Source organism: Nonomuraea soli (genome assembly GCF_013761175.1).
Taxonomy (GTDB): domain Bacteria; phylum Actinomycetota; class Actinomycetes; order Streptosporangiales; family Streptosporangiaceae; genus Nonomuraea; species Nonomuraea soli.
The window spans coordinates 1-26,384 of sequence record NZ_JACDUR010000007.1 but is presented as its reverse complement, the minus strand read 5'-3'; the positions used below and the strand labels follow the sequence as shown (position 1 = coordinate 26,384).

25 protein-coding genes are annotated in these 26,384 nt (G+C 68.5%); 14 read left to right on the top strand and 11 right to left on the bottom strand.

From position 1 onward, the window contains the following. Positions 1-3 precede the first annotated feature (3 nt). On the top strand, positions 4-1,191 hold the full coding sequence (locus HNR30_RS32815) for an MFS transporter (protein WP_181613997.1): 1,188 nt from the start codon (positions 4-6) through the stop codon (positions 1,189-1,191). On the opposite strand, the gene HNR30_RS32810 is transcribed toward HNR30_RS32815, so the two are convergent. The 3 genes from HNR30_RS32810 to HNR30_RS32800 are packed head-to-tail and all read right to left on the bottom strand — an operon-like array spanning position 1,142 to position 2,765. Beyond that, entirely contained in the window at positions 1,142-1,666 is a 525-nt protein-coding gene (locus tag HNR30_RS32810) for a hypothetical protein (RefSeq protein ID WP_181613996.1), read from the bottom strand. The genes HNR30_RS32815 and HNR30_RS32810 overlap by 50 nt on opposite strands. Positions 1,667-1,676: 10 nt before the next feature. Beyond that, the gene (gene otsB / locus HNR30_RS32805; RefSeq protein ID WP_181613995.1) at positions 1,677-2,465 is read right to left on the bottom strand and encodes a trehalose-phosphatase; all 789 of its coding nucleotides are present in this window, start codon (positions 2,463-2,465) and stop codon (positions 1,677-1,679) included. Further along, complete coding sequence (locus HNR30_RS32800; RefSeq protein WP_181613994.1) at positions 2,466-2,765, bottom strand: DUF3263 domain-containing protein; 300 nt, start codon at positions 2,763-2,765, stop codon at positions 2,466-2,468. A 162-nt stretch (positions 2,766-2,927) separates the two neighbouring features. On the opposite strand from HNR30_RS32800, the gene HNR30_RS32795 reads away from it, so the two are divergent. Genes HNR30_RS32795 through HNR30_RS32780 form a run of 4 tightly spaced genes read left to right on the top strand, consistent with a single transcriptional unit; the run spans position 2,928 to position 6,490 of the window. Continuing rightward, on the top strand, positions 2,928-3,734 hold the full coding sequence (locus HNR30_RS32795; protein WP_181613993.1) for an SAM hydrolase/SAM-dependent halogenase family protein: 807 nt from the start codon (positions 2,928-2,930) through the stop codon (positions 3,732-3,734). A gap of 54 nt (positions 3,735-3,788) precedes the next feature. Then, entirely contained in the window at positions 3,789-4,925 is a 1,137-nt protein-coding gene (gene mycP / locus HNR30_RS32790; protein WP_181613992.1) for a type VII secretion-associated serine protease mycosin, read from the top strand. Between the two features lie 33 nt (positions 4,926-4,958). Beyond that, entirely contained in the window at positions 4,959-5,324 is a 366-nt protein-coding gene (locus HNR30_RS32785) for a Zn-ribbon domain-containing OB-fold protein (protein ID WP_181613991.1), read from the top strand. After that, positions 5,312-6,490 (top strand): lipid-transfer protein, encoded by a 1,179-nt coding sequence (locus tag HNR30_RS32780; protein WP_181613990.1) that lies wholly within the window; start codon positions 5,312-5,314, stop codon positions 6,488-6,490. Before HNR30_RS32785 ends, HNR30_RS32780 begins: the two co-directional genes overlap by 13 nt. A gap of 60 nt (positions 6,491-6,550) precedes the next feature. Here HNR30_RS32780 and HNR30_RS32775 read toward each other — a convergent pair whose 3' ends face one another. From HNR30_RS32775 to HNR30_RS32755, 5 genes are all read right to left on the bottom strand, one after another. Then, positions 6,551-7,561: an ABC transporter ATP-binding protein gene (locus tag HNR30_RS32775; protein WP_181613989.1), complete on the bottom strand. Its 1,011-nt coding sequence runs from the start codon at positions 7,559-7,561 to the stop codon at positions 6,551-6,553. Further along, on the bottom strand, positions 7,551-8,582 hold the full coding sequence (locus HNR30_RS32770) for an ABC transporter ATP-binding protein (protein WP_181613988.1): 1,032 nt from the start codon (positions 8,580-8,582) through the stop codon (positions 7,551-7,553). Before HNR30_RS32770 ends, HNR30_RS32775 begins: the two co-directional genes overlap by 11 nt. A gap of 13 nt (positions 8,583-8,595) precedes the next feature. Continuing rightward, entirely contained in the window at positions 8,596-9,510 is a 915-nt protein-coding gene (locus HNR30_RS32765) for an ABC transporter permease (RefSeq protein WP_181613987.1), read from the bottom strand. Further along, positions 9,503-10,429: an ABC transporter permease gene (locus HNR30_RS32760; RefSeq protein WP_181613986.1), complete on the bottom strand. Its 927-nt coding sequence runs from the start codon at positions 10,427-10,429 to the stop codon at positions 9,503-9,505. The genes HNR30_RS32765 and HNR30_RS32760 overlap by 8 nt, the downstream gene beginning before the upstream one ends. A 121-nt stretch (positions 10,430-10,550) precedes the next feature. Then, positions 10,551-12,191, bottom strand: a complete 1,641-nt coding sequence (locus HNR30_RS32755) for a peptide ABC transporter substrate-binding protein (protein WP_181613985.1) — start codon at positions 12,189-12,191, stop codon at positions 10,551-10,553. A gap of 468 nt (positions 12,192-12,659) precedes the next feature. On the opposite strand from HNR30_RS32755, the gene HNR30_RS32750 reads away from it, so the two are divergent. The 4 genes from HNR30_RS32750 to HNR30_RS32735 all read left to right on the top strand — a co-directional run bounded on the left by HNR30_RS32750 (position 12,660) and on the right by HNR30_RS32735 (position 15,200). Continuing rightward, complete coding sequence (locus tag HNR30_RS32750) at positions 12,660-13,580, top strand: ABC transporter permease (RefSeq protein ID WP_181613984.1); 921 nt, start codon at positions 12,660-12,662, stop codon at positions 13,578-13,580. A 1-nt stretch (position 13,581) separates the two neighbouring features. Beyond that, positions 13,582-14,385, top strand: a complete 804-nt coding sequence (locus tag HNR30_RS32745) for an ABC transporter ATP-binding protein (RefSeq protein WP_181614584.1) — start codon at positions 13,582-13,584, stop codon at positions 14,383-14,385. Between the two features lie 37 nt (positions 14,386-14,422). Further along, positions 14,423-14,944, top strand: a complete 522-nt coding sequence (locus HNR30_RS32740) for a YbhB/YbcL family Raf kinase inhibitor-like protein (protein WP_181613983.1) — start codon at positions 14,423-14,425, stop codon at positions 14,942-14,944. Between the two features lie 82 nt (positions 14,945-15,026). Next, positions 15,027-15,200 (top strand): hypothetical protein, encoded by a 174-nt coding sequence (locus HNR30_RS32735; RefSeq protein WP_181613982.1) that lies wholly within the window; start codon positions 15,027-15,029, stop codon positions 15,198-15,200. A gap of 494 nt (positions 15,201-15,694) precedes the next feature. On the opposite strand, the gene HNR30_RS32730 is transcribed toward HNR30_RS32735, so the two are convergent. Further along, positions 15,695-17,002, bottom strand: a complete 1,308-nt coding sequence (locus HNR30_RS32730; RefSeq protein WP_181613981.1) for a KamA family radical SAM protein — start codon at positions 17,000-17,002, stop codon at positions 15,695-15,697. Between the two features lie 183 nt (positions 17,003-17,185). Between HNR30_RS32730 and HNR30_RS32725 the strand changes: the two genes are divergently transcribed. From HNR30_RS32725 to HNR30_RS32705, 5 genes are all read left to right on the top strand, one after another. Then, a complete protein-coding gene (locus HNR30_RS32725; protein WP_181613980.1) occupies positions 17,186-17,740 on the top strand; it encodes a DUF1707 SHOCT-like domain-containing protein in 555 nt (184 codons plus the stop codon). Between the two features lie 45 nt (positions 17,741-17,785). Further along, entirely contained in the window at positions 17,786-18,775 is a 990-nt protein-coding gene (gene plsX, locus HNR30_RS32720) for a phosphate acyltransferase PlsX (protein WP_312894804.1), read from the top strand. A 71-nt stretch (positions 18,776-18,846) separates the two neighbouring features. Next, positions 18,847-21,114, top strand: coding sequence for an HAD-IC family P-type ATPase (locus HNR30_RS32715; protein ID WP_312894803.1), 2,268 nt, complete (start codon positions 18,847-18,849; stop codon positions 21,112-21,114). Next, the gene (gene argS / locus HNR30_RS32710; protein WP_181613979.1) at positions 21,111-22,829 is read left to right on the top strand and encodes an arginine--tRNA ligase; all 1,719 of its coding nucleotides are present in this window, start codon (positions 21,111-21,113) and stop codon (positions 22,827-22,829) included. The genes HNR30_RS32715 and argS overlap by 4 nt, the downstream gene beginning before the upstream one ends. Before the next feature lie 146 nt (positions 22,830-22,975). Beyond that, entirely contained in the window at positions 22,976-24,223 is a 1,248-nt protein-coding gene (locus tag HNR30_RS32705; RefSeq protein WP_246379872.1) for a hypothetical protein, read from the top strand. Here HNR30_RS32705 and HNR30_RS32700 read toward each other — a convergent pair. Together HNR30_RS32700 and HNR30_RS49570 are read right to left on the bottom strand one after the other, a co-directional pair. Beyond that, entirely contained in the window at positions 24,220-24,600 is a 381-nt protein-coding gene (locus tag HNR30_RS32700; RefSeq protein WP_181613977.1) for a cell division protein SepF, read from the bottom strand. The two genes, HNR30_RS32705 and HNR30_RS32700, sit on opposite strands and share 4 nt — an antisense overlap. 320 nt (positions 24,601-24,920) lie before the next feature. Continuing rightward, a complete protein-coding gene (locus HNR30_RS49570; protein WP_181613976.1) occupies positions 24,921-26,105 on the bottom strand; it encodes a CAP domain-containing protein in 1,185 nt (394 codons plus the stop codon). Between the last annotated feature and the right edge of the window lie 279 nt (positions 26,106-26,384).

Genomic DNA, 26,384 nt, shown 5'->3' with positions numbered 1-26,384 from the left:
CCGGTGAATAGGGTCGCCATACGCTTCACCCGTGATCGCGCAACCTGGCTGGTGTATCTGCAGATCGGGGTGTTCGCGACCTACCTGTACGGCCTGAGCTCCGCGCTGCAGATCCTGCGCGCGGAACAGGGCGTCTCCCAGACCGTCGCCGGGCTGCACGGCATCTCCATGGCCGTGTGCGGCGTCGCGGCAGGGCTGGCTCTGCCGTACCTGACCAGGAGGTTCGGCCGCCGCGCCACGACCTGGGCCGGGCTCGTGGGCATCAACGCCGGCGTCGCGCTGGTCTTCGCCAGTTCCGCCGTCCCGGTCACGATTCTCGGCTACGGACTGGCCAGCGGATTCGGCACCTTCACCCTCTACACCGGCATGGCCGCCCTCAGCGACCACCACGGTCCCGCGGGCCCCGCCGCGCTCAACGAGGCCAACGCCTTCGGCGTCATCTTCGGGATCGTCGCCCCCTACCTGGTCAGCGCCGCCGCCCAGAGCGCCTTCGGCTGGCGCGCCGCCCTCCTGCTCACGCCGGTGTCGACCGTGCTGCTCGCCCTCGCGCTCGGCCGCCACTGGTTCCCGGACAAGAACGTCGAGACGGCCGAGCACCACGAAGGGCCACCACCGGGCTTCGGCTGGCGGTTCTACGTGGCGGGCGGGGTGCTGTTCTGCTGCGTGGCGCTGGAGTTCACCTTCAACCTCTGGTCGTCGGCCCTGGTGACCACCCGCACGGGCCTCTCGCCCGCGGTGGCGGCCAGCACCCTGACCGCGCTCACCGCCGGTCTGGCCGTCGGCCGCTTCGTCGGCACCCCGCTGGCGCTGCGCATGCGCACCACGAACCTGCTCGTCGGCGCCCTGGCCGTCACGCTCGCAGGCTGGCTGCTGTTCTGGCTCAGCACCAGCCCCGTGCTCTCCTACGCGGGAGTGTTCGTCTGCGGCCTGGGCATCGCCCTGCAGTTCCCCCTCGCCCTGGCCGGCATCATCGCCAACTCGGGCAACCGCCCCGACCGCGCCTCGGCCATCGGCTCCATCTGGGCCAGCACGGCCGTCGGCGTCGGCCCGCTGGTGCTGGGCGCGCTCGCCGACGCCTCCGGCACCGTCAACGCGTTCCTGATGGTGCCGGTGCTGATCGCCCTGGCCGTGGCGGGACTGGTCAGCTCCAGACCGCGCCCTTCAGAATCGTCGCCAGTCCCGGCGTCCTGAACTCGTCGACGATCAGCAGTTTGGTCGTCGGCAGGTACCACAGCCGCTGCGGATAGGTGATCTTGGTCGGGGTCCCGTTGTCGGAACAGGTGATCTTCCACTCGGTGAAGTGCGCCTTGCGGTCGCCGATCGCCTTGAACCCGGTGACGGAGGGCTTGGAGGGCATCGGCGAGGACCAGTACCTCTCGTCCTTGACGCAGTACATCACCCCGGAGCTGGGGTGGTACGGGTGGTCGAGCCGGTAGGGGCCGCCCTCCTTGGCGTACTTCACGGCGCTCTTGCCGAGCACCCAGAAGCCGTCGCACTCGGCCGCCCGCTTGGCGCAGCCGCCGGTCAGCACGTGGAGACCGTAACGGTACTTCTTGACCTTCCACTTCGCCGGGACCTGGATGGTGAGCTTGCCGTACGTGACCGGCTTGGTGGCCGCCGCCGGGCTGACCAGGAGCGACGCCGCAAGCGTCAGGGCTGTGATCATGCGTGGGACCCTACGCGGCCCCGCTTGCAATCCGCTCGCAGAGCGATGCGAGCAGGTCCACGACGCCGTCGGGGCCTGCCACCACCAGGTCGGCGCGGGCGGCCAGCTCGGTGACCTCGTCGGAGGAACTGGCCACGGTGACCCCGGGGATCCCGGCGGCCCGCAGCTCCTCCACCGCGTCGAAGGCCTTCAGGTCGCCGAGGTCGTCGCCGACGTAGAGCACCGACCTGGACCCGGTGCGCTCCACGTAGGCGCGCAACGCCACGCCCTTGTCCATGCCGGGCGGCCTCAGTTCCAGCACGAACCTGCCGGGCTCGGCGGCCAGCCCGTTGGCGTGCGCCAGCTCGCGCAAGGGGCCGTCGAGCGCACGCAGTGCCCCGGCCGGGTCGGCGGCCTGGCGCGTGTGCACGGCGACCGAGTGGCCCTTGTCCTCGACCCTGACACCCGGCGGCAGCTCCATCGCGGCCAGCGCCTTGCGCGCGACCTCCACACCGGGATGCTCGGGCGGAGCATGGAGCTCGCCGTCGGCCCACTGCTCCAGGCCGTAGTGGCCGAGCACCGGCAGTCCGCCGACCAGATCCTGGCCGGGGCGCCCCGTGATGATCACGATGTCGCCCACCCGGGCCCGGAGCCTGGCCAGCGTGCCGGCCACGGCCGGATGCGCCCTGGCCGCGGCCGGATCCTCCACGATCGGCGCGAGGGTGCCGTCGAAGTCCAGCCCGATGAGCGTTCCCGACGGATCCGTCAGGATCGCCTCGAGCCCTGCCTTGCCCGCCTCAGTCTTCGGAGTAGGAGTCACTCACCTACCATAAAACCGGCGTTGCGCCCGCTCTCGACGGCGGGTGGCCCGCATCCTGCGCAGCCGCTTGACCAGCATCGGATCGTGCTCCAGCGCTTCCGTGCGGTCGATCAGCTCCCCGAGGAGCTGGTAGTAACGGGTCGCGGAGAACCCGAAGCTCTCCTTGATGGCGTGCTCCTTGGCGCCCGCGTGCCGCCACCAGTGGCGTTCGAAGGCGAGAAGCTCGATCTCACGGTCGGTCAGAGGTCGGTCGGGCGGCTCGGGGGCAGCACTGTCACCGTTCGCCGGTGCAGCGTCCATGGTTCCTCCTAGCCCTTCGTCGTGCCTACGGCACGACTGCTCGGAACGTCCGGGAGACCCGCTGGGGTCACGTTCCTCGCGGCGGCGGCGCGGCCTGGACACCATCGTAATGTTCCGAACGTGGGTGTTCACGGGCTATTGCGAGACGTACAGTCACCAGTTGTGGCCCCTGTCATCACACTTCTCACCGACTACGGACTTGAGGACGGGTACGTGGCGGCCTGCCACGGCGTGATCCTGCGCATCGCGCCCGACGCGCGCGTCATCGACGTGTGCCATCTGGTGCCCGCGGGAGACGTACGGCGCGGCGCGGCGATTCTCGCGCAGACCATTCCCTATCTTCCCGAGGGCATCCATATCGCTTCGGTCGATCCCGGGGCGGGCGGCACCAGGCGTTCCGTCGCCATCGAGTCCGGCGGCCGGGTGTTCATCGGCCCCGACAACGGCCTGCTGTCGTGGGCGGTGCACGCGGCAGGGGGACCCTCGGCAGCCTACGAGATCGCCAACGAGGCCTTCTTCCTGGATCCGCCCTCCCCCACCTTTCCCGGGCGCGACGTGTTCTCCCCCGTCGCCGCCCGCCTCTCGACCGGACGCCAGACGGCCGAGCTCGGGCCGGCGGTGCCGCTGACGCGCCTGGTCTCGCTGCCGTCGCCCACCTCGCAGTTGCGCGAGGGTTCCGTCGAGGGCGAGGTCGTCTCCGTCGACCGCTACGGCAACACGCAGCTGTCCATCGCCGCGGGCGATCTGCGTTCGCTCGGCGTGCGGGTGGGCGACACGCTCGGCGTCTGGCTCGGGCGGCGCCAGCTCGCGCTGCCGTTTCGCGAGACGTATGCCGCGGTCGCGCCGGGCGAGCTCGTGGCGTTCGCCGACTCGGCCGGGCTCATCGCCATCGCCGTCAACTGCGGTGACGCCGCGCAGCGGCTCGGGCTGCCGCCGGGAGCCCGCGTACGCCTCGCGCCCGTTTCCTAGCAATTCCGACATTACCCCGCGTATCGGCTTGTTTACCGAAGCGGGTGTCCGCGCATGTCAGAATTCACCGACGTGTCCACCCTGCCACTTCTCACCGCCGCCCTCCTGGCCACCAGCACCCCCGCCGTCGCCGCCGACGACGTGGCCTCCACGGTCAGGGCCAGGCAATGGCAGCTCGACGCCCTCCGCCTGCCCTCGGCCTGGCGGGCGTCCAAGGGCTCGGGCGTCCTGGTCGCCGTCCTCGACACCGGCGTCGACCCCCGCCACCCCGACCTCAAGGGCGCGGTGGTGGAAGGCCCCGACCTGACGGGCGGCGGGAGCGCCGACGGCCAGTGGGGACACCACGGCACGGCGATGGCCAGCCTGATCGCGGGCCGGGGCCACGGACCCGGCAAGGAGCGCGGCGTCATGGGCGTGGCCCCGCAGGCCAAGGTCCTGTCGGTGCGCGTGACCCTCGAGAACGGCGACCCCCGTCGCGTGCTGCAACGCGCGGGCGGGGGGAACGCCCTGGCCAAGGGCATCCGCTACGCCGTCGACCGGGGCGCCGACGTGATCAGCATGTCGCTGGGCGGCGGCAGCGGCACCTGGAAGGGCTCGAAGGCCGAGAACGACGCGGTGCGCTACGCGCTGGAGCGCGGCACGGTGCTGGTCGCGAGCTCGGGCAACGACGGCGCGACGACCAACCGGCGCAACTTTCCCGCCGCCTACCCGGGGGTGATCGCGGTCGGCGCGGTCGACAGGCAGCTCAGGGCGGCGGCGTTCTCCAACCGCCAGGACTACGTCTCGGTCGTCGCGCCCGGCACCGAGATCGTGGGGGCCGACGGCCCTGGCTCCTACGTGATCGGCGACGGCACCAGCCCCGCCGCCGCGCTGGTCGCGGGCATCGCGGCGCTGATCAGGTCGCGCCACCCGCAGCTGTCGCCCGCCCAGGTGCGCGAGGCCATCGAGCGGGGCACCCGCCGCAAGCCCGGCGAGGGCCGGACCCGAACCCTGGGGTACGGCCTGGCCGACGCGCAGCGGGCGCTCAAGCACGCCGACCGCATCGCCCGGCGGAGCGCCACCCAGCCCGCGCTCGGGCCCACCACCGAGCTGCTGCCCTCGCAGGAGCCGCCGGTCTCGCGCCTGCTGACGATCCTGGCGATGATCCTGCTCGTGGCCGGCATGTCGATCCGGGTGATCGCCAGGCGATGACTCAAGCAAGCGCTTGTGTGATACTCGGAGACTATGTGGTTCACGGTCGAGGACGGCCTCACCTACCTGGTCGGCACCCAATGCACCGCCTGCCGTACCGTCTGCTTCCCCCCGAAGACCGGCTTCTGCCCCAATCCCCGCTGCGACGGCGAACAACTGAACGAGACGCGCCTGTCACGTAGCGGGCGGGTCTGGTCCTACACCAACTCGTGCTACCCGCCGCCCGAGCCCTTCGAGGCCGCCGAGCCGTACGTGCCGATCACGATCGCCGCCGTCGAGCTGGACCGCGAGAAGATCGTCGTGCTCGGCAGGGTCAAGGACCTGACCGTCGCCGACCTGAGCGTGGGCATGGAGCTGGAGCTCACCAGCGAGGACGGGGTGTGGTTGTGGACGCGGTGATCCTCGGCGCGGGCATGCACCCGTGGGGCAAGTGGGGAAGGGACTTCACGGAGTACGGCGTGCGGGCGGCCAAGGACGCGCTCGCCGAGGCCGGGATCGCCTGGACCGACGTGCAGTTCGTGGTGGGCGCCGACACGATCAGGAACGGCTATCCGGGCCTGGTCGCCGGCTCGACCTTCGCCCAGGCCCTCGGCTGGACGGGAGCGCGCATCGCCTCCTGCTACGCCGCGTGCGCCTCGGGCGCGCAGGCCCTCGACATCGCCCGCACCCGCATCATGGCCGGGCTGTGCGACGTCGCGCTGGTGGTCGGCGCCGACGCGGCGCCCAAGGGCTTCTTCAAGCCGGTCGGCGGGCCCGGCGACCCCGACTGGCTGCGCTTCAAGCTGCTCGGCGCGAGCAACCCGGTCTATTTCGCGCTCTACGCCCGGCGCAGGATGGAGCTGTACGGGACGACGCAGGACGACCTGGCCGCCGTCAAGGTCAAGAACGCGCTGGCCGGGTCGCTCAACCCCAACGCCCGCTACCGCAAGGCCGTCACGGCCGAGGAGGTGCTGGCCTCGCCCATGGTCGCCGACCCGCTGCGGCTCATGGACATCTGCGCGACCTCCGACGGGGGCGCCGCGATCGTGCTGGCCTCCCGCGACTACGCCCGCCGGCTCGGCGCGCGCGATCCCGTACGGCTGGCGGCGATCTCCACGGTGACGCCCACCTTCCCGAACACCGTGCTGGAGCTGCCGAACTTCGCCACCGACTCGGCCGCCGCCGTCCCCCCGCCGGCCAGGCCCTTCCGCTCGGCCATCGCGCACGCCGCCTACGAGGAGGCAGGCATCGGGCCCGAGGACGTCTCCCTGGCCGAGGTCTACGACCTGTCCACGGCGCTCGAACTCGACTGGATCGAGGACATCGGCCTGTGCGGTCCGGGCGAGGCCGACAAGCTGCTGCGCACCGGCCAGACCGCGCTCGGCGGGCGCATCCCGGTGAACGTGTCAGGCGGGCTGGCCAGCTTCGGCGAGGCCATCCCCGCCCAGGCCATCGCCCAGCTCTGCGAGCTGACCTGGCAGCTGAGAGGCGCGGCCGGGGCACGCCAGGTCGAGCACGCCCGTATCGGGCTGGCCGTCAACCAGGGCCTGTTCGGCCACGGCTCGGCCGTCATCACCACGAGGTGAAGCGACACCGGAGACGCGAAGAGCCCGCCACGGTCGTCCGTGACGGGCTCCTCTCGCTCGCTAGTTGACGTGCACCACGTCGTGGGTCTCGGCGAAGTGGCAGGCGCTCTCGTGAGCGGTGCCGGGCCGGATCTGCAGCAGCGGCTCCTGCTCGGCGCAGATCTCCTGCGCCTTCCAGCAGCGAGTGCGGAAACGGCAGCCCGAGGGCGGGTTGGCCGGCGAGGGCGGGTCGCCCTGCAGGATGATCCGCTCACGCTGCTCGCGGCCCTCGGGGTCGGGGACCGGGACGGCCGACAGCAGCGCCTGGGTGTACGGGTGCGCGGGCTTGTCGTAGATCTCGACGTCCTTGCCGAGCTCCACCATCTTGCCCAGGTACATCACGCCGACGCGGTCGGAGATGTGGCGGACCACCGACAGGTCGTGGGCGATGAAGATGTAGGCCAGCCCGAGCTCGTTCTGCAGCTTCTCCAGCAGGTTGATGACCTGGGCCTGGATCGACACGTCGAGCGCGGAGACCGGCTCGTCGCAGACGATGATCTCGGGCTGCAGGGCCAGGCCGCGCGCGATGCCGATGCGCTGGCGCTGGCCTCCGGAGAACTGGTGCGGGTAGCGGTTGATGTGGTCGGGGTTGAGACCGACCAGCTCCAGCAGCTCCTGCACCCGCTTGCGGCGGTCGCCCTTGGGCGCGACCTCCGTGTGGATGTCGTACGGCTCGCCGATGATGTCGCCGACGGTCATCCGGGGGTTCAGCGAGGTGTACGGATCCTGCATCACCATCTGGATGTTGCGGCGCATCGCCTTGAGCTCGCCGCCCCTGGCGTGGGCGATCTCGCGGCCCTTGATCTTGACCGAGCCGGAGGTCGGCCGCTCCAGCGCCATGAGCACCTTGGCCAGCGTCGACTTGCCGCAGCCCGACTCTCCCACGATGCCCAGGGTCTCGCCCTTGTGCAGGTCGAAGGAGACGCCATCGACGGCCTTGATCGCGCCGATCTGCTTCTTGAAGACGATGCCCGTGGTCAGCGGGAAGTGCTTGACCAGGTCACGAACCTCGAGAATGACCTCAGCTGCCATCGAGGACCTCCCTCCAGTAGTGGCAGGCGCTGCTGCGCACGCCGCTGATCTCGTGGAGCGGGGGGACGTCGGTCACGCAGTTGTCCTGGCGGTACGGGCACCGCGGGTTGAACGCGCAGCCGGACGGCATGTCGAGCAGGTTGGGCGGCAGGCCCTTGATCGCGTACAGCTCCTGGCCCTTGAGGTCGACCCGGGGGATCGACTCCAGCAGGCCCTTGGTGTAGGGGTGGGCAGGCGCCTTGTAGATGTCGTGCACGGGGGCGTTCTCCACGATCCGCCCGCCGTACATGACGGCGATCTTGTCCGCGACGTCGGCGACGACGCCGAGGTCGTGGGTGATCAGGATGAGGCCCATGTTGCTCTCGCGCTGCAGGTCGGCCAGCAGCTCCATGATCTGGGCCTGGACCGTCACGTCGAGAGCCGTGGTGGGCTCGTCGGCGATCAGGACCTCGGGGTCCAGCGCGATGGCCATCGCGATCATGATGCGCTGCCGCATGCCGCCGGAGAACTGGTGCGGGTAGTCGTTGACCCGCTGCTTCGCGGCGGGGATGCGGACCCGCTCCATGAGCTCGACGGCCTTCTTCATGGCGTCGCGCTTGCTCATCCCGCGGTGCACGCGGAACATCTCGCTGATCTGCCAGCCCACGGTGAACACCGGGTTGAGCGACGACAGGGCGTCCTGGAAGATCATCGCGATGCGCTGGCCGCGCACCTGGGTACGGGCGTCCTCCGACAACCTCAGCAGATCGGTGCCGCGGAAGCGGACCTCCCCCTTGGGGATGACCGCCGGAGGCATGTCGAGGATGCCCATGATCGCCTGGGCGGTCACGGACTTGCCGGAGCCGGACTCGCCCAGCACGGCGAGCGTCTCACCCGCGCTGAGTGAGTAGCTCACACCGTTGACCGCCTTGACGACGCCGGCGCGAGTGTGAAACTCCACGTGCAGGTTGTCGACCGCGAGCAGCGGCTCGTTGCCAAAGCCTCCCTCGCTCGGCAACAAGTCGTTCTTGGTCTTCGCCATCTCGGTATCCCCCCTACCGCAACTTCGGGTCTAGCGCGTCGCGGACGGCATCGCCGAGCATGATGAACGCGAGCACGGTGATGCTCAGGAACACGGCCGGGAAGATCAGCGGCAGCGGCGCGTCGAGGAATCGGTCGCGCGCGTCCGAGATCATGAGTCCCCAGGAGATGTCGGGCGACTGCACGCCCACACCCAGGAAGCTCAGTGCGGCCTCCGCGGCGATGAACACGCCCAGGTTGATCGTCGAGACGACGATGACCGGAGCGAGCGCGTTCGGCAGCAGGTGACGGAACATCAGCCGGCTCGGACCGGCTCCCAGTGCCCTCGCCGCCACGACGAAGTCCTGGTTCTTGGCGGTGATGACCGCGGCCCGCATGATGCGGAAGGTCATCGGCCAGCTCAGCACCGTCAGCGAGACGATCACCAGCAGGATGCTGTTGATCTGGTCGCGGAAGGTCGAGGCGATGAGCAGCGCGCCCAGGATGCCGGGGATCGCGAAGAAGATCTCCGTCAGGCGGGACAGAACCGTGTCGGTCATGCTGGCGTAGAACGCCGCCACCATGCCGAGCAGGCCGCCGATGACGGCGACCAGGACGGTGGTGAGCACACCGATGACGATGGAGTTGCGCGCGGCGTGGATCGTCCGGGAGTACACGTCACAACCGAGGTTGTCACGCCCGAAGAGATGGCCGGCGCTCGGCGCCTGCCTGGCCACGCTCAGGTCGCAGGCCCTGGGGTCCACGGAGCTGAACAGGGTCGGCCAGATCGCCATGAGCAGCAGCACGCCGATGAGGATCGCCGAGATCACGAAGGCCGGCTTGCGGCGCAGGTCGTACCACGCGTCGCTCCACAGGCTCGCGGGCTTGTCGTTCTGCTTCTTCTGGTGCCTGCCGCCGGACTGCGGCGGGCTCGCGACGCTACTACTCATAACGGATCCTCGGGTCGAGCACGGCGTACATCAGGTCGACGACCAGGTTGGCCAGGATGTAGACCAACACCAGTGCCGTCACCACGCCCACGACGATGGGCTGCTGGCGTTCGTAGACGCCTCTGATGAGCAGGCTGCCGACCCCGTTGATGTTGAAGATGCGCTCGGTGATGACCGCGCCGCCCATCAGGTTGCCCAGGTCGGCGCCGAGGAAGGTGACCAGCGGGATCAGCGCGTTGCGCAGTCCGTGCCGGCCGACCACGCGGCGTCTGTTCATGCCCTTGGCGACCGCTGTGCGGATGTAGTCGGAGCGTAGGGTCTCCACCAGCGATGTTCGGGTCAACCGGGTCAGGTAGGCGATCGAACCGCCGGCGAGCACGAAGCCGGGCAGCAGGAAGCTGTACCAGCCCTCCGAGGTGCCCGCGATCGGGAAGAGGCCCAGCTTGACGCCCAGCAGGAGCTGCAGGACGAATCCGGAGACCAGGGTGGGGACGGAGATCAGGATCAGGGTCGAGGCGAGGATCATGGTGTCCTCGGCCTTGCCCCTCCGCAGTGCGGCCCACAGGCCCAGGCCCACGCCGATCACGGCCTGGATCATGAGCGCGGTCAGGGCCAGCTGCAGCGTGGTCGGGAACGTGGCCTTCATCAGGTCGCCCACTGGGACGTTCTGGAAGGTCGTTCCGAAGTCACCCCGGAACAGCACACCGCTGATGTAGTACCAGTACTGCAGCAAAAGGGGATCGTTCAGGTGATACTGCTCGCGGAGTACCTCGACCACCTGTGGTGACGGCGGCTTCTCCCCCGCCAGCGCCCTGATGGGGTCGCCCGGCAGTGCGAAAACGATCGCGAAGATGAGCAGGGTGGCGCCCAGCAAGACCGGTATGGCCTGCAGAAGGCGCCGGATGACGTATCGGCCCATTAATGCCTCCCGTACATGCCTGAAGGCAGTCCCTCGAACCATAGTCCGAAGTCCGAGCGACTGCCTCCGAAGCGGGTCCACAAAGGGTGGGCGTCGGCCGCGCCCACCCTTTGGAAGGACGTCAGGCCTTCTCGACTGCCGCCCAGTTGACCTGCTTGAGCAGGTTCAGGGAAACATTCTTGATCTTGGTGGAGTGGCCCCAGTTGGTCCGGTAGAAGTACACCGGGATGTAGGGCAGGTCCTTCAGCAGGACGTCGTCCGCCTGCTGGTAGAACTTGACGCTCTCGTCCGCGGTCGCCGCCTGGTCACCCTGGTCGACGAGCTTGTCGAACTCGGGGTTGTCGTAGCCGCCGTAGTTGGAACCGTTCGCGATCGCGATCTTGCCGAAGATCGGGCGCAGGTAGTTCTCGGGCGACGGGTAGTCGTACGACCAGGCCATGCGGAACAGGCCGGAGTACTCCTTGTTCTGCAGCGACTCGAGGATCGACGCGAACTTCTCGAACGGCTTGGCCTCGACCTCGACGCCCAGGTTCTGGCGGAGGTTGTTGGCGGTCGCCTCGATCCACTCCTTGTGACCACCGTCGGCGTTGTAGCCGAGCTCGATCTTCGCCGGGCCGCCGGCCTTGGTGTAGAGCTCCTTGGCGGCGGTCGGGTTGTAGGTGCAGGCCTCGCCACAGGCACCCTGACGGTAACCGTCGACGACCGGGCTGATGAAGTCGTCGGCGGGCGAACGGCTGCCCGAGAAGACGACCTCGGAGATCGTCTTACGGTCGATGGCCATCGAGATGGCCTTGCGGACGTCGGCGTTCTGGTAGTCCTTGTTGTAGGCCAGCGGAACACCGATGTAGCCGACCGCGGAGTCGGGGTCGTCGTGGTAACGCTCGCCCAGCGCCGACTTGGCGCTCGACAGCTGCGTCGCCGGGATCGAGTCGTGGATGTCGAGCTGCTCGCCCTGCAGGTCGTTGTACGCCGTCTCGGACGAGGTGTACAGCTTGAACTGCAGCTTGGTCCAGTTCTTCGGCTTGGTGCCGGTGAACTTGTCGTAGACGGTCAGGTCGATCGTCTGGTCAGTGCCCTTCTTGTAGGCCTTGTCCAGCTTGAACAGACCCATGCCGATCGGCTGCTCCTGAGCCGCGGCCGTGAGCTTGCCGTCAGCCTCCCAGGACTTGGGGTGCATCGGGTAGAACGCGGTGTAGCCCAGCATCAGGCCGAACTGCGAGAACGGCGAAGCGAGGGTGACCGTGAAGGTGGTGTCGTCGACGACCTTCAGGCCCTTCATCTCCTTGACGGTCTCCATGGTGCCTTCGCCCTCAGGGTTGAGGTCGGCGTAACCGTCGATCTTGGCCATGAAGCCCGTGGCGTCAGCGGCGCTGCTCTTGCGCGCGACCCAGTTCCACGCGTTCACGTAGTCCTGAGCGGTGAGCTTGGTGCCGTCGTGCCAGGTGTAACCCTGCTTGAGCTTGATCGTCCAGACCTTGTTGTCCGTGGTGGACACGGACTCGGCGACGTTGGGGTCCGCCTGCTTGTTCTCGTTGTAGTTAACGAGCGGGTCGTAGATCGCAGCAAGGATCTCCGCACCCTCCGACTCGGCCGTGAGACCCGGCACGAGTGCGTGCTGCGGCTCACCGACCTCCATACGGACCGGCGTCTCGCCGCTTCCGGCGCCGCTGCTTCCAGTGGAAGCGCCGCCGCCACACGCGGCAACCGCGAGGGCCAGCAGCGCGGCACCGGCGACGATCTGTGCGCCCTTGGTAACACGCATTATGAGAATTTCCTCCCTCTGAGGTGGGCGTAAGCGCTGAGCTGCGGTTCTCGCCGTTGCAGCCTGACGGGGAAGGTTCCTCCCCGAGTTTGGCTGACTTGGTCAGACCAGCCGACGCCCTGCCAGTCGATCGCGACTATCCCTCACTACTTGCCACCAGCGAGTCTCTGGCGCGTTGCAGTTCGGTCACACGTGCGCTGTGACCGCGTCACACGCATCCAGCCGCACCAACCGCATTTATACCAAGTCGATGGTAAAATCGGTCAAAGAGGAAGGAATGCCTCTGACGGGTTGATGAAAAATACCTCAGCTCACAGAGTGCTCATGCCAAGTCCAGCGTAACGACGCCCCCTGGGCTACCGTTGACCGAGCGTTGGAACCGGGCAGGGGGTGTCCTCGTCCAAGTCTTCACGGGCGGAACCGCCGCTCCAGGCATCCCATCCACCTGCATCCAATAGAGTCCTTCTCATGAGCCAGCCGGAATCCGCGTTCGCGGACGCCCAGGCGGGCGGCCGAAGCGGGGAGTCGCTGGCCAAGCTCGCCCAGAGATACGGGCTTCGCCGTGCCATCGCACGGCCGAGGTTCCACGTCTACCTGCGCCAACTCTGGGAACGCCGGCACTTCATCACCACGTACGCGACTTCGCGGAACGTGTCGAAGTATTCGAACTCGGCGCTCGGCCAGCTGTGGCAGGTGCTGACTCCGCTGCTCAACGCCGGCATCTACTTCGTGATGTTCGGCGTCATTCTCCAGGGCGGCAAGGGCATCCCTAACTATCCCGTGTTCCTGCTGGTCGGGATGTTCGTCTTCACCTACACCCAGCGCAGCGTGACCGCCGGGGCCAAGTCCATCAACGGCAACCTGTCGATGATCCGGGCGCTCCACTTCCCCCGCGCCGCGCTCCCGCTGGCCTACACGATCCAGGAGCTCCAGCAGCTGGTCATCTCGATGGGCGTGCTGCTGGCCATCATCGTCTGGTTCGAGCCGCCCACGCTGCTGTGGCTGCTCATACCGGTCGTGCTCTTCATGCAGACCATGTTCAACATCGGCGCCAGCCTGGTCATGGCCAGGGTCGGCGCCTCGATGCGCGACATGAACCAGCTCCTGCCCTTCATCATGCGGACCTGGCTCTACGCCTCCGGCGTCTTCTTCTCCATCCAGGACAAGGTCGCGGGCGTCCTGCCGCAGTGGGTGGCCAACGTGATGTACGCGAACCCCGCGGCCTCCTACATGGAGGCCATGCGCGAGATCCTCATGGCCGACTATCGCGTCCAGCGTCACTCCGGCCCCGACTGGATCTGGTACAGCTGCGCGGCATGGGCCGTGTTCGCGCTCATCTTCGGTTTCTGGTACTTCTGGCGTGCCGAGGAAAGGTACGGCCGTGGCTGAGATGACCGAGGAGCTGCCGGAAGTGACGACGACGCCCAAGACCCCCTTGGACGCGCCGACGGGCACCCCGACCGTCATCGTCGACGACCTCCACATCGTCTACCGCGTCTACGCCAAGGCCACCGACCACGAGAAGGGCAATGCCGTCAACGCCCTGATGCGCCTTCTCAGGCGCCAGGGCCGCCCCCAGATGACCGAGGTCCACGCGGTCAAGGGCGTCTCCTTCGTGGCCTACCACGGCGACGCCATCGGCATCGTCGGCCGCAACGGCTCCGGCAAGTCGACTCTCATGCGAGCCATCGCCGGCCTCCTCCCACCCCATCAGGGGGCCGTCTACACCGACGGCCAGCCCTCGCTGCTGGGCGTGAACGCCGCTCTCATGCGCGATCTCACCGGTGAGCGCAACATCATCCTGGGCTGCCTCGCCATGGGCATGAGCCCCGCCGAGGTCAGGAAGAAGTACGACGAGATCGTCGACTTCTCCGGCATCGACGAGTTCGTCAAGCTCCCCATGTCGACCTACTCCTCCGGCATGGGCGCCCGGCTGCGGTTCGCCATCTCCAGCGCCAAGACCCACGACGTCCTCCTCATCGACGAGGCCCTGGCCACCGGCGACCGCGAGTTCCGCAAGAAGTCCCAGGAACGCATCAAGCAGATCCGCGAGTCCGCCGGCACCGTCTTCCTGGTCTCCCACGACCACAAGGTCATCGAGGAGACCTGCAACCGGGTCATCTGGCTCCACAAGGGCAAGATCAAAATGGACGGCGATCCCGCCGAGGTCATGGCGGCCTACCACAAAGGCTGATAGGACGTAAGCACCGTTCCTTCGATGGAGGTGCACCTTGTCTGCCCGGCCGCCGCTCCCGCTCGACTTCCTCCCGCCGGTCCCCTCGCTCACCGTCACCAGTGACGACGTCCGCGACGGCGAGACCCTGGCCGAAGCCCACGTCTTCAACGACTGGGGCATGACCGGCGGCAACCTCTCGCCGCACCTGCGCTGGTCCGGAGCGCCCGAGGGCACGCTCAGCTACGCGGTGACCTGCTACGACCCGGACGCCCCCACGCAGGGCGGTTTCTGGCACTGGCTGCTGTTCGACATCCCGGCCGACGTCACCGAACTGCCCACGGGTTTCGGCACGGCCGACGCCAAGTTCGGCGGCCAGGCGCGCAACGACTTCGGCGTCGCCGCGTACGGCGGAGCCGCCCCGCCTCCCGGCTGGCCGCACCGCTACATCTTCGCCGTCCACGCGCTCGGGGTGGAGTCGCTGGGCCTGTCGTCCGACACACCCGCCAACGTCGTGGGCTTCAACATCACCGCGAACACGCTGGCCAGGGGGTCCATCGTTCCTGTGTACGAAATGTGAGTGGCTGGAGGGCCAAAGCCCTGACAGCGTGACTCGTGTTCCGATATGATTCGAACGTAGATTCGATCGCAAGGAACACGAGATGGAGTGGGGGCGCGCGATGCGAGAGCTGTCGTCCGCGATTGACCACCTGGCCATCGAGGACGTATCCGAGATTCCCAGGATCCAGCTGACCGAGCAACTCATCGAGCTGCATTGGCAGATGGCCAGACTCCAGGCCCAGATCGCTCGCCGTACTGGCGTCCGACTTCCCTGACGCTGGGCCCACCACTTCCCCAAAACCTCGACGCCCGCCGCACCCGCGGCGGGCGTCGGCATGTCCGCCCGCCGTACAACACCACGCGGGCCGCCACCCGGCCCGCATCGCCCGCCGTACAACGCCGCACAAGCCGCCGCCTGAATCGCCCCCGTGCAACACCACGCGGGCCGCCGCCCGGCCCGAATCGCCCGCCGTACGACACCACGCGAGCCCCGCCTGAATCGTCCGCCCCACAACGCCGCGCGGGCAGTTGCGTGAATCGCGCGTTTCGTGATTCGCGCGCCCGGCGCATAATCGATTCCCGCCTTTAACCCGGCGCTTCCTGCCGCCCGTGCCGGCGAAAGCGGCGGGCCGCCCGGGGCGAATATCCCAGCCCGCCATTCCCGATTCTCCGCCGAAACGCGGGCGCCCCCGGCGCGCACACCACTCGCGAAAAGCGGTGCCACGCACCGGAGGCGCAATTACCGCTGTCTAGCTCCCTGCGCGGCCTCTCAGGCCGAAAGCCGGGTCTTTCGTGGGGCACCCTCGAACGGGAACCAGTCGGCGAACGCCGGTTTCAGATCCGTGAGCCACGCCGCCTTCGGGTCGTACTGCGCGAAGAACGGCTTGCCGACCAGTTCGGGGTCGCGCGCCTGGATGAAGTGGAGCACGAAGACCCGCTGCCCGGCGATGTCGGCGATCCCGTCGACGCACACCTTGCCCGGCGTGGCCGACATGGAGGGCCCCCGCACCGTGCGGCAGAGCCCTGAGACCGAGGAGTACGCCTCGCGGAAGATCTGGTAGGCGTCGGCCAGCGGCACCGCGAAGTAGTCCTGTGGACCGGTGTCGCGTTCGACGAACATGTAGTACGGGATCATCCCGAGTGTGAGCTGGCGGCGCCACATGTCGGACCAGACGCCGGGTGCGTCGTTGATGGTCCTGATCAGTGGCGCCTGGGTGCGGATGACCGCTCCGGCGCCGATGATGCGCTCGGCGGCCGTGGCGACCAGTTCGGGCTCCAGCTCCCGTGTGTGCGAGAAGTGCGCCATGAAGGCGAGGTTCTTGCCGGCGGCCACGACGCGCTCGAACAGGCGCAGGGTGTCGTCGGCGTCCGGGTCGGAGACGAAGCGCTGCGGCCAGTAGGCCAGCGACTTGGTCCCGATCCTGATGGACTCGATCTGCTCGATCTCCAGCAGCGGCTCGATGTAGCGCTTGAGCACCGGCTCACCCATGATCATGGGGTCGCCGCCGGTGAGCAGCACGCTGGTGACCTCCGGGTGCACCCGCAGGTAGGCCACGAGCTGGTCGATGTCGTCGGAGGCGAACTTCAGGTCCGCGTCGCCGACGAACTGGGCCCAGCGGAAGCAGTACGTGCAGTACGCGTGACAGGTCTGCCCCTGCTTGGGGAAGAACAGCACGGTCTCTGGATATTTGTGCTGCATGCCCGGCACCGGTTCCCGGCCGATACGAGGCACGTTGAGTTCCATCTGTCCCGCGGGATGCGGGTTCAGGGTCTGGCGGATGCGGTTGGCCTCGGCCAGCAGCTCCGCCTTGGGTGCGTCGTCGCGCAGCATTCCCGTCAGGCGCGCGACGTCGGTGGTGGGCAGCATGTCCGCCTGCGGGAAGACGAGGCGGTAGATAGGGTCGTCAGGTGCCGCCGACCAGTCGATGAGCTCATCCACGACGTAGGCGTTGGTCCGAAAGGGCAGGACAGTGGCCACCGCCCGCACCTTCAGCCGCTCTTCCTCGTCGAGCCGGGCGCGCTTCAGAAGCTCGTCGAGGTGCTTGGCGGAGTACGCCGTGAACCGTCGGGTTCCCATCTCGTTCAAGATCACTAGGCCTTTCCTATCTTTTTTGTCGGACCTGATGTAAACCTCTCGACCCTGCCGCGCGTCTAGGGTCCTTATACCCGGACGCGGCCGATACCACTTCTGGTTCCACTGGGGCTCAAGTTGCCAGTGAGGTTTACGCAAAGTCGCGACATATCGCGTATCTTGGACAGCATGAGTGATGACCTGCGCGCGTCAGACGAGGACCGGGACCGCGTCGCCGCGGTTCTCGGGGAAGCACTCGCCACCGGACGGCTGACCAGCCTCGAACACGCCGACCGCCTCGACGCCACCTACAACGCCAAGACCACGGGCGAGCTGGTCCCCCTGACCCGCGACCTGCCCGACGTGAAGGCCACCCACGCCCCCCAGGAGGTGGAGCGCCAGACCATCCAGGCCACCTTCGGCAAGACCCTGCGCAAGGGCCGCTGGGTGGCCTCACGCCACACCAGGCTGGCGCCGCGCTTCGGCGCCCTCATCGTCGACCTGACGGAGGCCGTGCTGCCCGGCCGCGAAATCACCCTGGAGTGCGAGCCCGCCTTCAGCAAGCTCATCATCAGGGTGCCCGACAACGCCCAGATCATCGACGAGGGCAGCACGGTCTTCGGCAAGCGCAACGTCTCCGGCGGCACCGGCACCGGAAACGGCCCCGTCATCCGCGTCACAGGGCGGGCATCGTTCTCCAAGCTGATCGTCTCTCGCGGGGTCACGGACTGGAACCTGCGATAAAGCACCTAACATTCGGACTGTGTACGACTTGATGGCGACGCCGACGTGATAGCTCTCGATGCCATGGGCGGCGACCACGCGCCACACGAGATCGTGGCGGGCGCCGTCCAGGCCGTCAGAGAGCACGGGCTGCAGCTCGTCCTGGTCGGCCCGCCACGCGTGCTCTACGAGGCGCTCACCGACCACGACGCCGCCAAGGAGATCCCGATCGTGCGGGCCGAGGAGTCGCTCGCCATGCACGAGGGCGCGCTGGCGAGCCTGCGCCGCCCCAAGTCGAGCATCGCGATCGCCTGTCATCTCGTACGGCAGGGCCACGCGAGCTCGGTCGTCTCCGCCGGATCCACCGCCGGGGTGGTGGCCACGGGGCGCCTGCGCCTCAAGGGCCTGCCCGGCATCCTGCGCCCGGCGATCGCCGTCCCCCTCCCGACCAGGCCGACCCCCACGGTCCTGCTCGACGCCGGCGCCAACGCCGAGGTCAAGCCCGAGATGCTGGTGCAGTTCGCGCACCTGGGCGCCGCCTACGCCCAGACCGCCTACGAGATCGAGCAGCCCCGCATCGGCCTGCTGACCATCGGCAGCGAGGCGGAGAAGGGCAACAAGCTCGTACGGCGGGCACACGAGCTCATGAGCGAGCTCAAGGGGTTCGTCGGCAACGTCGAGGGCCACGACCTGCTCACGGGCATGGCCGACGTGGTCGTCACCGACGGGTTCACCGGAAACGTCGCGCTCAAGTCGATGGAGGGCGCGGTCCGCTACGCCTTCGGCGAGCTGCGCGAAACCATCAACTCCAGCCGCCTGGCCAGGCTCGGGGCCATCCCGCAGCGCGGCCGGCTGCGCCAGCTGTGGGAGCGCCTCGACCCCGAGGCGCACGGCGGGGCCGTACTCCTCGGGTTGAACGGCACCGTGGTGATCGCCCACGGCTCCTCGCGCGCGAAGGGCGTCACCGCCGCCTGCCGCCTCGCCGACGAGCTGTCGAAGGGCGGCATCGTCACCCGGATTTCCGAGCGTGTCGGGAAATCACACCGACTATGGTGAGCCTGGAAGGCGGTGAGCTGGGGATTCACCCGTAGAGCTCTCGTCAAGCGAAGCCAATCGGGGGATTATTCGTGAACGGACTCACGGCTGCCCAGGTCGCGGCCGCCAAGCCGAACGACGTGCCGCGCCAGACGAGCCGTTCGATGAGTGCGATCATCCGGGCCAACGTCCTCACCTTCTTCAACCTCGTCATCGGCGTCCTGTGGGTCCTGATCCTGATCTTCGGCGACTGGAAGGACGGCCTGTTCGGCCTGGTCATCGTCGCCAACGCGGCGATCGGCATCGTCCAGGAGTGGCGGGCCAAGCGCACCCTCGACAAGCTCGCCGTGATCAACGAGGCCCCGGTCAGGGTCCGGCGCGACGGCGCCGACCACGAGATCGAGCCGAGAGCGGTCGTCCAGGGAGACCTGATCCTGCTCGGCCCCGGCGACCGGCTGCTCGTCGACGGCGACGTGGTCCACTCCGACAACCTCGAGATCGACGAGTCGCTGCTGACCGGCGAGGCCGACCCGGTGCACAAGAAGCCCGGCGACGAGGTGCTGTCGGGCAGCTTCGTCGTCGCGGGGTCGGGAGCCTTCACCGCCACCAAGGTCGGCGCCGACGCCTACGCGGTCAAGCTCGCCCAGGAGGCCTCGCAGTTCTCGCTGGCCCACTCCGACCTGCGCGACGGCATCACGAAGTTCATCAAGTTCATCACCTGGCTGGTCGTGCCGATCGGCATCCTGCTCATCTGGAGCCAGCTGCGCAACGACACAAGCTTCGACGTCGCCATCACCCGCGCCGTCGCGGGCCTGGTCACGATGATCCCCGAGGGCCTGGTCCTGATGACCTCGATCGCCTTCGCCGTCGGTGTCGTACGGCTCGGCAGGCGCGGTGCGCTCGTGCAGGAGCTCCCGGCGATCGAGGGCCTGGCGCGCGTCGACGTGCTGTGCGTCGACAAGACCGGCACCCTCACCCAGGGCGGCATGGACCTCGACGAGGTCATCCCGCTGGCCGGAGCGCCCTACGCCGACCCGCTGGCCGCGCTGGCCAACGTCGACCCCCGCCCCAACCCCACCGCCCAGGCCATCCAGGCCCGCTTCCCCACGACGCCCGACGGCTGGCAGGCCCGCGAGAACGTGCCGTTCTCCTCCGCGCGCAAGTGGAGCGGCGCCGACTTCGGCGACCGGGGCTGCTGGGTCCTCGGGGCGCCCGACGTGCTGATGGAGCCCGGCACCCCCGGATACGGTCAGGCACGCCAGCTGGCGATGAGCGGCACCAGGGTGCTGGCGCTGTGCCGTACACCTGACCTGTCGGGCACGTCGGCGGAGCCGGCGGCCCTGGTGACGCTGAAACAACGCCTGCGGCCCGACGCGACGGCCACGATGGAGTACTTCGCCAAGCAGGGCGTGGCCGTCAAGGTCATCTCCGGTGACAGCCCCGACGCCGTGTCGGCCATCGCGCGGACCATCGGCATCCCCGGCGCCGCGAACGCCGTCGACGCCCGGCTGCTCGACGAGGCCGACTACGGCCAGGCCCTGGAAGACAACACGGTCTTCGGGCGGGTCACCCCGCAGCAGAAGCGCGCCTTCGTCTCGGCCCTGCAGTCACGCGGCCACACGGTCGCGATGACCGGCGACGGCGTGAACGACGTGCTGGCGCTCAAGGACGCCGACCTCGGCATCGCGATGGGAGCGGGCAGCCCGGCGACCAAGGCGGTCGCCCAGGTGGTCCTCATGGACAACCGTTTCTCCACGCTGCCGCACGTGGTCGGCGAGGGGCGGCGGGTGCTGGCCAACATCGAGCGGGTCTCCGGCCTGTTCCTGACCAAGACCTTCTACGCGATCATCATCTCGCTGCTGGTCGGCGTCATCGGACTGACCTTCCCCTTCGCGCCGCGCCACTCCACCCTGGTCAACGCGCTCACGATCGGCATCCCCGCCTTCTTCCTGGCCCTGGCGCCCACCTACGAGCGTGCCAAGCCGGGCTTCGTGCCGCGGGTGCTGCGCTTCGCGATCCCCGCGGGACTGGTGTGCGGCGTCGCCACCATGATCTCCTTCATGGCCGCCTCGCCCGGCTCGTCGCTGACCGAGAGCAGCACCGCCGCCGTGATCACGCTCTTCCTGGTGTCGTGGTGGGTGCTTGTCCTCATCGCCCGCCCGCTGACCATGTGGAGGATCGGGCTCATCGCCGCGATGGCCGCGCTGTTCGTGGCCGCCCTGGCCATCCCGTTCGTGCGCGAATTCTTCGCCCTGGAACCTGGCGACGTCGGCAACGATCTGATCGCCGTGACCATCGCCGCCGTGGCGGCGGTTATTGTCACGGTCGCCGTCAAGCTCACCGCTACCCTTAGAACATGACCGACCCGCAGATAATGCTCACCGAGCGCGTCCAGCAGGCGCTGGCCGCCGCGTTCGGGCCCGAGCACTCCGACGCAGACCCGCTGATCCGGCCCTCCCAGTTCGCCGACTTCCAGGCGAACGTCGCGATGAGCCTGGGCAAGCGACTGCGACGGGCGCCGCGGGAGGTCGCCACCGAGCTGGCTGCGCAGCTCGTCGACTTCCCCGGCACGGTCGAAGTCAGCGGGCCGGGCTTCCTCAACATCACCCTCGACGACTCGTGGATCGCCGGCCAGGCGCAGGCCCAGCTCGGCGACCCGCTCAACGGCGTGGTCCAGGGTGAGCCGCAGCGTGTCGTGATCGACTACTCCGCGCCCAACGCCGCCAAGGAGATGCACGTCGGGCACCTGCGCTCGACGGTCGTGGGCGACGCCCTCGCGCGCACCCACGAGCACCTCGGCAACACCGTCATCCGGCAGAACCACCTCGGCGACTGGGGCACGCCCTTCGGCATGCTCGTCGAGCACCTCGTCGACATCGGCGAGCAGACCGCCGTCGCCCAGCTCGAAGCCGGACAGGGCACCGAGTACTACCAGGCCGCCCGGGTCAAGTTCGACAACGACGAGGCGTTCAAGGCGCGCTCGCGGTCGCGGGTGACGACCCTCCAGTCGGAGGACCCCGAGACCATCCGGCTGTGGCACGTCTTCATGAACGCCACGATCGCCTACTTCGACAAGATCTACGCCCAGCTGCAGGTCACCCTGACCGACGCCGACATCGCCGGCGAGAGCAAGTACAACCCGTGGCTGGAGCAGGTCTGCAACGACCTGGAGGCCGCCGGCATCGCCGTCATCAGCGACGGCGCGCTGTGCGTCTTCCCGCCGGGCTTCACCGGCGCCGACGACCAGCCGCTGCCGCTCATCATCCGCAAGAGCGACGGCGGGTACGGCTACGCCACGACCGACCTCGCGGCGATCCGCTACCGGGTCGACGAGCTCAAGGCCGACCGGTCGCTGTACGTCGTCGGCGCCGACCAGGCGCTGCACTTCCGCATGGTCTTCGCCACGGCGAAGATGGCCGGATGGCTGCCCGACTCGGTCAGCTTCGAGCACGTGCAGATCGGCATGGTCCAGGGCAAGGACGGCAAGCGCTTCAAGACCCGCTCCGGCGAGTCGGTGAAGCTGTCGTCGCTGCTCGACGAGGCGGTGGAGCGGGCCTACGAGAAGATCGCCGACAAGGGGTACTCCCCCGAGCTCCGTGCGGAGATCTCCGAGGCGGTCGGCATCGGCGCGGTCAAGTACGCCGACCTGTCGGTCAGCCACGACAGCGAATACATCTTCGACTTCGACCGGATGATCGCCTTCAGCGGCAACACCGGCGGCTACATGCAGTACGCCACCGCCCGGATCCGCTCCATCTTCCGCAACGGCGGCATCGACGTCGACAACGTGAACGGGCCGGTCCTGCTGGGCGAGCCCGCCGAGCGCGCCCTGGCCCTGCACCTTCTCGGGTTCGGCACGGTCGTCGCCCAGGTGGCGGAGCTGTCGGAGCCGCACCGGCTCTGTGCCTTCCTCTACGAGACCGCCAGCCTCTTCAGCACCTTCTACGAAGAGTGCCCGGTGCTCAAGTCCGAGGGCCTCATCAAGGCCTCGCGGCTGGCCCTGTGCGCGCTGACCCTGCGCACACTCGAGACGGGCCTGTCCCTTCTCGGCGTCCCCGTTCCCGAGCGCATGTAGCAATGTGGCGCGCCTTCACACCGGGGGCGCGCCACGTCGCTAGGCTTTGCGTGCTCATGAATTGAGGGGGAGTCAACGCCTTGAGCACGAATCTGACTGCTGGCCCCTCAGAGGTGCATCGGTACGCAGAGGCGTTGCTTGCCCACTTGGCAGCCAACGGCTCCGTACCCCCCTCAGAGGCTGGGTTCCCCGACGAGTCGGGTGAGTGGCTGCCGCCCGCCCTCGAAGCGCTGCTGGCCATCCTCGGCGGCAACGATCCGCTCGAGCCGCTCTCGCGCGCGGCCTCACGCGACCAGCAGACGACCGCGCTCTTCCTCTGCCTCGCCCTGGCCGTCGCCGGCCACGGCACGCGCATCCACGCCTCCTGGCTCGGCACCGCCTTCGGCGAGCTCTCGCTCGACCGCCCGGTGACCCACGGGCAGCGGGCGCTCTGGCTGGCCGCCGCCAGGGGCGCGTACGGCCCGGCGGGCAAGATCTTCGTGCTCCGCAAGCTCGACGCGCTTGCCGTACACCAGCAGGCCGATCCCGCCCAGTGGCTGCAGGCGCTCGTCCCCGGTGAGGCGACGGTCGTCGTGCCCGCCTCGCTCGTCGACTTCCCCGAGCTCGCCGAGATCCCCGATCTGGCCAGGCCCGCACAGGCGGGCACCAAGCTCGCCCGCATCCTCGCCCGCTGCATCGAGATCACCTCGGTGCGCGAAGACGTGACGACCCCGCTGACGAACGGCACCGGCTCTCCGGCCTCCGTATGGGCGGAAGACGAGCCCCTGAGCGTTCTGCGCAACCTGGTGGGCCTGTCCGATCGCGAGGAGGGCCCCAGAGGCTCGCTGATCAGCCACCTGCTCGACGACCTGCGTCCCGGCGCCGACCCGCAACTGGCGGCGATCTCGCTCCACGTGGCCGCGCCGATCCTCAAGCGCGTCACCGACGAACTGGCCGCCGACACCCAGCTGGTCGCGCCCGACTCGGTCGTCGTTCCGATGCTCGGCCACCAGATCAGGCTCCGGCCGGAAGGCCCGGACCAGGATTCGATGCACGCGGCGGAGCGCGAGATCACCGAGGACGGCGTATCTCGTCAGCGGCCCCCATGGGGGGCGTGGGCACTGGTGGTCGCCGCTGTGGCCTTCTTCGCGGGAGCTCTGGCGACCGGGCTGCTGGTGCTGCCCGGGCTGCTCTGCGCGGCTGCGGGGGGCTGGCTGCTGTGGCGGCGGCATCAGGCCGCGGAGTCCGACTCCCGCTATATCGCTTCACAGGTCGGCGAGCTGAAAGAGCTGGCCGACGGCGCCGTCTGGGCTTTGCATGCCTACGCCCGCGAGGCCGATGACCGGGCTCGCCAGGCGGCAGACGACGCCGCCGAGGTCACGCGGCTGCTGCGCCGCGGCCCTCGGGCGGCTTAGGTCGTCTCGATCTCCACGTGTGACGGCGCGAGCAGGAACACCCGGTCGGCGATCCGCTCGATGCGGCCCTCACAGCCGTAGGCAAGGCCCGCGGCGAAGTCGACCATCCTGGTGGCCTCCGGCATCGGCATGCCGGTCACGTCCATGATGACGGTCTGGCCCTCACGGAAGTGCTGACCGATCGTCGGCGCGTCGTTGTACTTCAACGGCTGGACCATGACGATCCGCGACGACTCGACGGTGGAGCGCCACCGCTTGGCCGCCCGCTCCGACGCCGGCATGTACTCGTCCTCTACATACTCTTCGTCGTCGTAATAGCGATCTTCTTGGTCGATACCCAGGCCAAGGTAGCTCGCCACCTTGCGCACTGCCCCCATCGGCTTGTCCTTTCCTCAGGAACGTCCCGTTACTGGCACGCTCCTACACATTTGACGGTAACCGACGATTCGTGTTTCGCCATGCGACACGCCCAGCACTTATTCCATTTTGTACGCCTAGCGTCCCGGTTTCGACTGGATATCTCGTTGCTTTCCAAGGGTAGCCCTCGGGGCATGATCATCTCCGGGACCGCCGCACCGGTGAATTCCAGCTTCGCCTACGTACAGGATGGATCAAGCGAGTTGCAGTACGCCTGCTGATCACTTGCAGCCCTTCTGCCCCATGAATCCCAGGTCATGCAGGGGGCGGACCACTCATTTCACCCGAGCTTCACCTTCCCCAGCCGCTTCGGCAGCACCTTGTCGCCGAAGGTCACCGTCCAGTGCACCTTGTCGCCCTTGATGGCACGCCCGATCCCGAAGCTCTTCCAGGCCGGGTCGACCAGCACCGCTCTGTGGCCGGGAGACTGCATCCACCACTGCAGAGCCTGCGACGGCGGAACACTTCCGCCCCAGCCGTAGTAATTGATTTCGGCGAACTTCGTGAAACCGGAAACGCCGCACTGGGTGAAGCGGGTGGTGATGTTACGGCCCAGGGAGTCGACGTGGTTGCTCGGCGAGACACCCATCGCGGCACTGTCGTTGCTCGCCCACTGGGCGGCACGGGACAGGGCGGTTGACGAGGCGACCAAGGGGGTGAGGCCGTTCTCCTGGCGGAAATCGTTGATCAGCCTTTCGAGCTCGCGCTCGGTGCTGTCGTGGAACTGGGCGAGGATCTGTGTTCTGGGGTTGCCCAGGGAGCAGTTGGTGGTGGCCGCGGCCGCGGCGGGGGTGGCGGTTGCCAGGGCGGTGGTTAGGAGGATGGCGATGGGGGTGAGGGCGAGCGCCAGGCGTCGCGCGGTTGTGCTTGGGCTCGTGGGGTGAAGGGTGCGGGGGCGGGTGGGGTTCAGGGTGTGGGGGCGGGTGGGGTGAAGGCTCTGGGGGTGGGTCGGGCGAGGGGCGTGGGCGCGGTGGTGATGAGGATCGTTGGCGTAGCCGGGGTGAGGATCGTTGGCGTAGCCGGGGTGAGGATCGTTGGCGTAGCCGGGGCGAGATGCGTTGCCGTTGCTGGGATCGGCGGCGTTGGCGTGGCTGGGGTGAGGACCGTTGGCGGAGCCAGGGGGAGACGCGTCGCCGTTGCTGGGGTCAGGGGCGTCGGTGTGGCTCGGCTGAGGGATATGGGCGCCGGCGGCACGCGGGGGACGCGGCGTGGTGGGGGCACCGGCAGAGGTCGCGGCGGTGCCGTTGTCGCGCGCTGCGTCGGCGACGCCAGCCGGCGAAGTGATGGCGGGGTGGGCGCGAGGAGCGTGACCGGAGGAGCGAGTGGCATGGGCACCGGAGGACCGAGCGACGCGGGCATCGCCGTCGGTGTCAGCGATGCGGGCAGCACCGCCCAGGCCGTCTGACGGCTGAGTGGAGGGAAGGGTGTTGGTTCGGGGTGACGGGGGCGGGGTGCGCTCGGTCATCGCGGCCTCTTCGAGTCGATGGTGCTCCGTGTGGTGGTCACACGGTGCAGTCGACTGCCTGCAGAGCGCCTACGGTCTGGTTACCGGGGCTTGCACGACTCTGAAAACGCAAGAAGGCCCGCACCGAGTCGCCCCGGGCGAGCCTCCTTCGTTGCCATGAAACGCAGAAAGGCCCACCCGGAGACCGGGTGGGCCTTTCTGAACCAAAATTTGTGCGGCGGCGACCTACTCTCCCACACCCTGGCGAGTGCAGTACCATCGGCGCAGAGAAGCTTAACT

Bases quoted from the DNA above. Each gene is read 5' to 3' on its own strand.
- mycP (WP_181613992.1), top strand. From the start codon at position 3,789: ATGTCAGAATTCACCGACGTGTCCACCCTGCCACTTCTCACCGCCGCC.
- HNR30_RS32735 (WP_181613982.1), top strand. From the start codon at position 15,027: ATGGAGTGGGGGCGCGCGATGCGAGAGCTGTCGTCCGCGATTGACCAC.
- HNR30_RS32755 (WP_181613985.1), bottom strand. From the start codon at position 12,191: ATGCGTGTTACCAAGGGCGCACAGATCGTCGCCGGTGCCGCGCTGCTG.
- HNR30_RS32800 (WP_181613994.1), bottom strand. From the start codon at position 2,765: ATGGACGCTGCACCGGCGAACGGTGACAGTGCTGCCCCCGAGCCGCCC.
- argS (WP_181613979.1), top strand. From the start codon at position 21,111: ATGACCGACCCGCAGATAATGCTCACCGAGCGCGTCCAGCAGGCGCTG.
- HNR30_RS32745 (WP_181614584.1), top strand. From the start codon at position 13,582: ATGACCGAGGAGCTGCCGGAAGTGACGACGACGCCCAAGACCCCCTTG.
- HNR30_RS32775 (WP_181613989.1), bottom strand. From the start codon at position 7,561: ATGGCAGCTGAGGTCATTCTCGAGGTTCGTGACCTGGTCAAGCACTTC.
- HNR30_RS32760 (WP_181613986.1), bottom strand. From the start codon at position 10,429: ATGGGCCGATACGTCATCCGGCGCCTTCTGCAGGCCATACCGGTCTTG.
- HNR30_RS32810 (WP_181613996.1), bottom strand. From the start codon at position 1,666: ATGATCACAGCCCTGACGCTTGCGGCGTCGCTCCTGGTCAGCCCGGCG.
- HNR30_RS32750 (WP_181613984.1), top strand. From the start codon at position 12,660: ATGAGCCAGCCGGAATCCGCGTTCGCGGACGCCCAGGCGGGCGGCCGA.
- HNR30_RS32770 (WP_181613988.1), bottom strand. From the start codon at position 8,582: ATGGCGAAGACCAAGAACGACTTGTTGCCGAGCGAGGGAGGCTTTGGC.
- HNR30_RS32725 (WP_181613980.1), top strand. From the start codon at position 17,186: ATGAGTGATGACCTGCGCGCGTCAGACGAGGACCGGGACCGCGTCGCC.
- HNR30_RS32730 (WP_181613981.1), bottom strand. From the start codon at position 17,002: ATGGGAACCCGACGGTTCACGGCGTACTCCGCCAAGCACCTCGACGAG.
- HNR30_RS32700 (WP_181613977.1), bottom strand. From the start codon at position 24,600: ATGGGGGCAGTGCGCAAGGTGGCGAGCTACCTTGGCCTGGGTATCGAC.
- HNR30_RS49570 (WP_181613976.1), bottom strand. From the start codon at position 26,105: ATGACCGAGCGCACCCCGCCCCCGTCACCCCGAACCAACACCCTTCCC.
- HNR30_RS32765 (WP_181613987.1), bottom strand. From the start codon at position 9,510: ATGAGTAGTAGCGTCGCGAGCCCGCCGCAGTCCGGCGGCAGGCACCAG.
- HNR30_RS32785 (WP_181613991.1), top strand. From the start codon at position 4,959: ATGTGGTTCACGGTCGAGGACGGCCTCACCTACCTGGTCGGCACCCAA.